The 7,803-nt window shown below is 63.7% G+C and carries 7 protein-coding genes and 1 tRNA gene; 6 read left to right on the forward strand and 2 right to left on the reverse strand.

Annotated elements, in window-relative coordinates; genetic code table 11:
- Positions 1–128 precede the first annotated feature (128 nt).
- Both ACTS2Z_RS10710 and ACTS2Z_RS10715 read left to right on the forward strand, forming a co-directional pair.
- Positions 129–977 (forward strand): WecB/TagA/CpsF family glycosyltransferase, encoded by an 849-nt coding sequence (locus ACTS2Z_RS10710; RefSeq protein ID WP_442573198.1) that lies wholly within the window; start codon positions 129–131, stop codon positions 975–977.
- A gap of 89 nt (positions 978–1,066) precedes the next feature.
- The gene (locus tag ACTS2Z_RS10715; RefSeq protein WP_442573199.1) at positions 1,067–1,504 is read left to right on the forward strand and encodes an acyl-CoA thioesterase; all 438 of its coding nucleotides are present in this window, start codon (positions 1,067–1,069) and stop codon (positions 1,502–1,504) included.
- Positions 1,505–1,770: 266 nt separating this feature from the next.
- Here ACTS2Z_RS10715 and ACTS2Z_RS10720 read toward each other — a convergent pair.
- Positions 1,771–1,847 (reverse strand) — tRNA-Val (locus ACTS2Z_RS10720).
- Between the two features lie 259 nt (positions 1,848–2,106).
- Between ACTS2Z_RS10720 and ACTS2Z_RS10725 the strand changes: the two genes are divergently transcribed.
- Positions 2,107–5,208, forward strand: coding sequence for a TonB-dependent receptor plug domain-containing protein (locus tag ACTS2Z_RS10725; protein WP_442573200.1), 3,102 nt, complete (start codon positions 2,107–2,109; stop codon positions 5,206–5,208).
- A gap of 195 nt (positions 5,209–5,403) precedes the next feature.
- Here ACTS2Z_RS10725 and cpdR read toward each other — a convergent pair whose 3' ends face one another.
- Positions 5,404–5,772 carry a cell cycle two-component system response regulator CpdR gene (gene cpdR / locus ACTS2Z_RS10730; protein WP_442573201.1) on the reverse strand — a complete coding sequence of 123 codons (369 nt, stop codon included), beginning with the start codon at positions 5,770–5,772 and terminating at the stop codon, positions 5,404–5,406.
- A 157-nt stretch (positions 5,773–5,929) separates the two neighbouring features.
- Between cpdR and ACTS2Z_RS10735 the strand changes: the two genes are divergently transcribed.
- The 3 genes from ACTS2Z_RS10735 to ACTS2Z_RS10745 all read left to right on the forward strand — a co-directional run.
- A complete protein-coding gene (locus tag ACTS2Z_RS10735; RefSeq protein WP_442573202.1) occupies positions 5,930–6,805 on the forward strand; it encodes an N-formylglutamate amidohydrolase in 876 nt (291 codons plus the stop codon).
- Positions 6,806–6,891: 86 nt separating this feature from the next.
- Entirely contained in the window at positions 6,892–7,326 is a 435-nt protein-coding gene (locus ACTS2Z_RS10740; protein ID WP_442573203.1) for a helix-turn-helix domain-containing protein, read from the forward strand.
- Positions 7,327–7,379: 53 nt separating this feature from the next.
- Positions 7,380–7,803, forward strand: a 424-nt coding sequence (locus ACTS2Z_RS10745) for an inositol monophosphatase family protein (protein ID WP_442573204.1), incomplete at its 3' end; no start/stop codon positions are given.

Below are 7,803 nucleotides of genomic sequence, written 5' to 3' on the forward strand. Positions count from 1 at the left end.
CAGCAAGATTCGCGCTAAGGGCTATACGGCGGCAGGGAAATTCGCCTCGCTAGAGGAAATCCTGACGGTCTGATGCTTGCACATGACGTCCCGAAGGCCAGACGCACTGGCCCGTAACGGGACGCCTGATGACACTGCCGCTGGATACATCGACATTGCAGGGCCGCCCCTTGAGGGGCGAGGACCGGCGTGTGCGGGCGCGGCACATCTGGTTTCTGAACTCTGCCTTTGACCGGATCGGCTTTGACGTGGCGCTGGAGCGCATCGTGCGCCGTGATCCGTCACGCCCGTTCGCCTTTGTCGTGACCCCGAATGTGGACCACCTCGTCCGCCTCTCACGCGGCGGCGAACTGGCACCGCTCTATGCGCAGGCCTGGCTTACCGTGTGCGACAGCCGCGTGCTGGAGCTGATCGCGTCTTTTTCCGGCGAAGAGGTCGAGGTGACGCCGGGCTCCGACCTGACTGCAGCCCTGTTCGACAATGCCATCGACCCGGCCGAGCCGGTCGTGGTCATTGGCGGCGACAGCGATGTGATCGAGGGTGTCACCGCCCGCTATGGCCTGAAGGATGTCCGCTGGCATCAACCGCCCATGGGCCTTCGCACCAATCCGCAGGCCGTGGCCGACTGTGCGGCCTTCGTCGCGGCCAATCCGGCGCGCTTTGTCTTCCTGTGCGTCGGTTCTCCCCAGCAGGAAATGATCGCGGCTGCGTGCATCGAGCGCGGGGATTGTACCGGCGTCGGCCTGTGCGTCGGGGCCTCGCTCGATTTCCTGTCCGGCAAGACACAGCGTGCACCGCGCTGGATGCGGCAGGCCCGGCTGGAATGGCTGCACCGCCTTGCTGAAGAGCCCAAGCGCATGTGGCGGCGCTATCTGGTGGATGGCCCGCGCGTCCTGATCATCTGGTGGGAATGGCGCCGTGCCCGCGCCAAGCTGCGCGCCTTCGAAAAAGCCATGGCAGCCCGTTTCGGGATTTGATCCGGCTGACTTGAATTTCCCTGCCAATCACAGCTTCTATAAAGAAACTCGCTGGACGGGTGCGAGCGGGGCAGGCGGGGGCTTTGACCATGTCGACCAAACCGGAGCGGCCAGAGCGCCGCGAGTTTCGCTGGTTTCACACATTGCGCGTGCGTTGGGCGGAAACCGACCCGCAAGGCATTGTCTTCAATGGCAATTATTTTCTCTATTTCGATGTCGCTCTGACCGAGTTCTGGCGCGCCGCCGGCGTGAAAATCCCGCAGGACCTGACCATGTCTGGCAGCGAATCGTTTGCGGTCAGCGCTCATGCCGACTTCTATGCGCCGGCCGTATTTGACGAGCTGATCGAGATCGGTGTCGTGCTTGAGCGGGTGGGCCGAAGCTCGGCGACCTTCAGGCTGGGCATATTCCGGGGCGACGAGGCCCTGACCGGCGGGCGGATGATCTATGCCTGGGCGACCACGACGCTGCCGCGTACGCCCTGCCCGCCGCCTGCCGCCCTGATCGGAAAGCTGCAGGGTTTTTAGTGATGCGAAGACTTCACCTCCGCAGCCCATCCGGGCTGCGATGTTCCGCGAAAAGTCGCGGGCAGGCTTTGCCCTGACAGGCTGCTTTGCAGCCTGAGAGCGCGAACGCGCGGAGGTTTTTAGTGATGCTCAGCCCATCCGGGCTTCGCGCCTCGCAAAGGCTCGGGCGGCCTTTGGTCTTTCGGCGCACAGCGCCGCTAGCGCGACCGCGCGCCGGGCACTGTTGCCCGCACCGACCGAACGGATGTGAGGGAGGACTTGGAAAATGGTGGGCGCGACAAGAGTCGAACTTGTGACCTCTACGATGTCAACGTAGCGCTCTAACCAACTGAGCTACGCGCCCGGTTCGTACCCGTTCGGGCCGAAACGAGCGGGCGATATAGCCCGGCGATTGCGGGTGCGCAAGCCGCCCCTCATGAATGGTGCAGCGCAATTTCATGACTTTTTTGCAACATGGGTGGCCCAAATGCTCTCCCGCCTGCGTCTGGCTGCCTAGCCGAGGTTTACGGGACCGTAATGTGCTGGCCATACTGCACCCGGGAAAGATTATGGCTTTCTCGAGACCGCCCCTGTCGGTCTCGCATTACAAAGGGGAAATAATCGTGAAAAACTGGGAAAAGGAGCGCCTCCTGCGCTCGACTATCCTTGCGGGCTTCGCGGCTGTCGGCCTTGCGGCGGGTGCTGCCTACGCGCAAGAGGCTGATGCCGAAGACGAGGACAATGGTGTCGAGACGACCGAATCCGGCGCCGAGGCCATTGAAGACCGCGTTGTCGTAACCGGTTCGCGTATCCGCCGTGACTCGTTCACGTCGACTGCGCCGCTGCAGGTGATCGACGTTGAGGAAGTCCGCGATGCGGGTCTTATCGACGTTGCGCAGATCCTGTCGCAAACCACGGTTGCTCAGGGCGTCCAGCTCGACAACACCATCTCCACCGGTGGCTTCGTCACCGACGGTGGTCCGGGTGCGAACAATGTGTCGCTGCGCGGCCTGTCGGCTGACCGTACCCTGCCGCTGATCAACGGCCGCCGCTTTGCTCCGGCCGGCGTGGAAGGTGCTCCGGCGCTTCCCGACCTGAACCTGATCCCGTCCTCCATGATCCAGCGCATCGACATCCTGCTCGATGGCGCGTCCTCCGTTTACGGTTCGGACGCGGTTGCCGGCGTGGTGAACGTGGTTCTGCGTGACCAGTTCCGCGGCGTTCAGGCTGATGCCTTCGTCAGCATTCCGGAAAGCGGCGCTGCCCGTTCCGAGCGCTACAACCTGCTCATGGGCGCTGGCGACTCGCGTTCGAACTTCGTGTTCGCCGTCGAGTATTTCGTCCAGAACCGCCTGAAGCTGGAAGACAGCGACTACAACCTCGATCCGTCTTCGGGCCTCTACTGCTACCGGAACATCTGGATCGACGCCAACGGCAACGAGCAATCGCGTTGTACCGGTGCGATCATCAACCGCGCCCGCCGCGGCAACACCACCGACGTGTACCGCACGCCGGGCACGACCAACTTCCCGGGCATCCTGCCGGTTGGCTGGTCGACGGGCACTTCCAGCGCCCGCCAGAACACCTCGTCCTACCTCGAAGGTCAGGATGACGTGATCCCGCAATCGCAACGCTACTCGATCTTCATGACGGGTGACGTGGATCTGGAAAGCTCGCTGGCCGGTCTTGACGGTGTGAACGCCTTCTTCGAAGCGTCACACACCAACAGCCAGACCAACCAGCAATCCGGCTTCCGTGGCCAGCTCTTCCCGACGGTTGCGGCGTCCAACCCGTTCAACCCGTTCGGCCTGGACACCACGCCGATCCTGCACTGGCCGACCGACCGGACCTACAATACGGAAGTCCTGCAAACCCGCCTCATCACGGGTCTGCGCGGCGATCTCGCCGGCTGGGGCTTCTCGAGCTGGGACTTTGAACTCTTCGCCGGCTACACCCGCTCCATGGGCTATGCCCGCCGTGGCGGTCTCGACGAAGACCGTCTGCGTCACTCGCTCGCCACCTCGCGCGTCGTAAACGGCGAGATCATCTGCGGCACCAACACGCCAGCAGGTCTGGGCTTCATCGGCGCCGACTCGTGCGTGCCGATCAACCTGTTCGCTCCGAGCCTGTATCCGATCGACGGCGTGTCTGACGCCCGCTTCGCGACGCAGGAAGAGATCGACTATCTCTACGTCGACCGTACGGTCACCACGCGCGTCGATCAGGCGATCGCGGGCGGCTTCATCACCGGTCCGGTGATGCAGCTTCCGGCTGGCGACCTGTCGGTGGTGCTCGGTGCCGAATGGCGCCGTGACTCGCTGAACTCGGGCGTTGACGCGGTTGCCGCTCAGGGCCGCGCTGCAGGCTTCTTCGCCGACCGTCTCTCGGTTGGTTCGGTCAGCCTGTTCGAAGCCTACGGCGAAGCCTCGATCCCGATCGCTGCTGGCCAGCCGCTCATCGAAGACCTGTCGCTGGAACTCGCCGGTCGTCTGACCGACCACGAGTTCTACGGCCAGAACGGCACCTACTCGGCCCGTCTCGCCTACTCGCCGGTTGACTGGTTCACCTTCCGCGGCACCTACGGCACGTCCTTCCGCGCGCCGAACGCCCGCGAACTCTTCCTGGGTGGCCAGACCGGCTTCGTGGCGGGTACGTCTGACCCGTGTATCGTTCCGCTCGCAGCCCGTCAGCCTGACCCGAACAACCCGCTTGGTGTGCCGCTCTATGATCCGGCGCAAGACAACCGGGATCCGCAGGTCATCGCGAACTGCCAGGCTGAAGGCGTCAATCCGTTCACGCTGGGCCTTGCTGGCTCCAGCTCGATCGAAGCCTTCCGTACGGGTAACCGTAACCTCGAGCCGGAAACCTCGACCGCCTGGTCGCTGGGCTTCGTGGTCAGCCAGCCCTGGTTCGACCAGTTCGACTTCACTGCCGGCGTCAGCTACTTCAACATCGAAGTGAATGACTCCATCGGTCTGCCGGGCGCTGCGTTCGGTCTGGCCCAGTGCTACAACTCGAACAACTTCCCGAACGACCCGTTCTGTGCACGCCGCGTGCGTGACCCGAACAGCGGCCTGCTGCTGTCGGTCGACAACACGCCGTTCAACGTGGCCGCTTCGGAACTGTCGGGTGTCGACATGAACGGCCGCTTCGGCATGGACTTCGATGCCTTCGGTGGCATGCGTCTCGATGTCAGCACGGTCTGGACCTGGTCTGAGAAAATCCTCAACCAGACCACGCCGCAGTCTGCCGTCACCGACGTGGTCGGCCGCTGGGGTAACCCGGAATGGCGTGGTAACGTCTCTGCGCGTCTGACGCGTGGTGACTGGTCGGCCTTCTGGCGCGTGCGCTACATTGGCTCGCAAGCCTCGCAGTACACCGACACGACTCCGGGTGCCGCCTTCCCGTACGGGCAGCGTCAGTACCCGAACTGCAGCGCGCTTGATGTGGGCTGCGTCGTGAATGACGATCCGGCAACGCCGTTCATCGACTTCTCGTCCTACGTGACGTCGGCTGACGCGACGTACTACCACGACCTCTCGGTGACCTATAACGCCGATACGTGGGTGCTTCGTGCCGGTGTGAACAACGTGTTCGCTGAAGATCCGGCCGTCGTCAGTGGCAACGCCACCGGCGCCACGCTGGGTAACGGCAACGCCGTTCTGGGTTCGGGCTACGACATCATCGGTCGTACCTTCTTCCTGAACGTCACCAAGCAGTTCTAAGCTTGAACCGGCTCTAGCCGGAGACTACCGGGCCCGCCTCCTCACGGAGGCGGGCCTTTTTCTTGGCCGGCATATAGAGGCAGGCGCCTCTCTGCAGGATCGGCGCACATGAAAAAGCCGCCCTCCCGGCTGGGGAGAGCGGCTTTTTCATTGTCTGCGAGAGCAGGCTTCCGGCGTAGCCGTGCCAAAGGCGCGTCAGGCGGCTTCCATCGCGCGGGCGACCTCGTCGACGAGATCGCGCAGGTGGAAGGGCTTGGAGAGCACTTTCGCCTCGCGCTTTTCCGACAGGCCGGCATTGAGCGCCACGGCGGCAAAGCCGGTAATGAACATGATCTTCAGGGCCGGATCGATCTCGGCGGCGCGGCGCGCCAGCTCGATCCCGTCCACGCCGGGCATGACGATGTCGGTCAGCAGGAGTTCGAAAGCTCCGGCATGTTCGCCCAGAGCATCCAGCCCTTCTTCACCATCGGCCACGCTTTCAACCTCGTGCCCGGCGCGTGTGAGCGCCTTGGCAAGAAAGTCACGCATGGAATCGTCGTCTTCTGCGAGCAGTATCCTGGCCATTGCCATCCCCTCCGGAGCTTTTTTATCCACCGCAAGCCCACTCTAGGGCAAGGTGGTAAAATTCCGTTGAACGTGAAACACGGGGGCTGCAATCGGCTGTATGTCCATCAGGGCGGTTGGTGATTGACCCTGCTCGCGTCAGCGTGAAGATGTTTGCATGAACACCGATCACCCTTCCGCCGCTTCTCCTACGCCTGACAGGGCGGTCGAGATATTGCGCCCCGATGAACGCCTCTCGCCGCTGGTCTTCGCTTCGCCGCATTCGGGTTCGCGCTATCCTGATCGCTTCCTGAAAAGCGCGGCCCTGTCGAAATCTGTCCTGCGCCGGTCGGAAGACGCTCATGTCGATGCTCTGTTCGAGGCAGTTCCGGCGCTAGGCGCTCCGCTGGTGCGGGCACTCTTTCCGCGTTCCTATGTCGATCCTAACCGCGCCGAGTACGAGCTTGATCCGCTTCTGTTCGGCGCGCGGGTGCACTCGATCTGCGGTCAGCTGAGCCAGCGGGCCTCTGCCGGTCTGGGCGTCATTCCGCGTCTCGCCGGAGAGGGATGCAGCATCTATCCCGGCACATTGCCCCTCGAGGAGGCCTTCGAGCGCCTGTCGTCGTGCTACCGTCCCTACCACAAGGCCCTGGCAGGGGAGTTGACCGGGGCGAGGGAAGCCTTCGGGTTCAGCGTCCTGATTGACTGCCACTCCATGCCCGCTGCAAGCGCGCGGGGCGCCGACATTGTCCTGGGTGACCGGTTCGGGTCGTCCTGCGAACCGGGTCTGACCGAGCGCGCTGAACACATCTTCCGCATGCTCGGCTTCAAGGTTGTGCGTAACCGTCCCTATGCGGGCGGATTTGTCACCGAGCATTACGGCAAGCCAGCCGAGAACCGCCATGCCCTTCAGATCGAGATCAGCCGCGCCCTCTACATGGATGAACACACACTGGTTCCCCATGGCGGGTTTGCGGGCGTGAAGGAAAGGCTGGAGCGCTTTGTCTGCGCCTTGCGGGACTCTTACGGCGCGCAATCGCTCGCTGCGGAATAAACCATAAGTTGTTTTGACGGTAAAAGCACGGTATTGCTGAAAGCGCGATGCGATTCGTATCGATCAGCGGAGGCGTGTGACCGGCCATGCACATCGAAACCCAGGCGGCCTCTGTCCGCCCCAGCGCCCGGCCCGATATCGACCGTCATGTCGGAGAGCGCCTGCGCCGGCGCAGGCGGCTGATGGGCCTGACCCAGAAAGAGCTGGCAGACCGGGTGGGCATACGCTTCCAGCAGATCCACAAATACGAGACCGGTATCAATCGCATGTCGGTCAGCCGGCTGTTCGAGATTGCCGAAGCGCTCGGCGCGCCGGTCGAACATTTCTATGACGGGCTCAAGGCCCGCACCCCCGACGGGCAGGTCCCTGGCGATCTTCTGTCCCGGCGCGAAACGCTTGAGCTCGTCCGGGCCTATTACCAGCTGGGGCGCGCCCCCCGCCAGCGCTTGCTGGAACTGGCCAAGACGCTTCAGAGCGCGCTTGACCCTTCGCAGCGCAATCGCGATACCGGACCAGCCTGATTGCGGGGGCGCCGGCACCCCCGATGCTGCCTGAGCGGCAAAAGGGGGTGGGCGTGGATCGTTTCGAGGCAGACCGGGAGCTGATTGGCAGGCTTGCCGATGCGGCCCGCCGCGCCAGCCTTGCCCATTTCCGAACGGGCACGGAAGCCATCAACAAGGCCGCCGCCGGGTTTGACCCGGTGACCGCAGCCGACACGGCGGCCGAAGCCGCAATCCGCGCGCTTCTGGCCGAACACCGGCCCGATGACGGCATAATCGGTGAAGAAGGCGAGGCGAAACCCTCGCGCTCTGGGCGGACCTGGATCATTGATCCGATCGACGGGACGCGCGCCTTCCTGACCGGGCTTCCCACCTGGTGTGTCCTGATTGCGCTGGCCGACGAGAGTGGGCCGGTGCTCTCCATCATCGATCAGCCCCATACGGGCGAACGCTTTGCCGGATCGACCGGAGCGGCTGGCCGCAGCGCGTTTATCGAAC

This window comes from Glycocaulis sp., assembly GCF_052168375.1.
GTDB lineage: Bacteria > Pseudomonadota > Alphaproteobacteria > Caulobacterales > Maricaulaceae > Glycocaulis.

Excerpts from the sequence above, each read along its gene's own strand:
- ACTS2Z_RS10710 (WP_442573198.1), top strand. The coding sequence starts at position 129 with ATGACACTGCCGCTGGATACATCGACATTGCAGGGCCGCCCCTTGAGG.
- ACTS2Z_RS10715 (WP_442573199.1), top strand. The coding sequence starts at position 1,067 with ATGTCGACCAAACCGGAGCGGCCAGAGCGCCGCGAGTTTCGCTGGTTT.
- cpdR (WP_442573201.1), bottom strand. The coding sequence starts at position 5,772 with ATGGCCAGGATACTGCTCGCAGAAGACGACGATTCCATGCGTGACTTT.
- ACTS2Z_RS10735 (WP_442573202.1), top strand. The coding sequence starts at position 5,930 with ATGAACACCGATCACCCTTCCGCCGCTTCTCCTACGCCTGACAGGGCG.
- ACTS2Z_RS10740 (WP_442573203.1), top strand. The coding sequence starts at position 6,892 with ATGCACATCGAAACCCAGGCGGCCTCTGTCCGCCCCAGCGCCCGGCCC.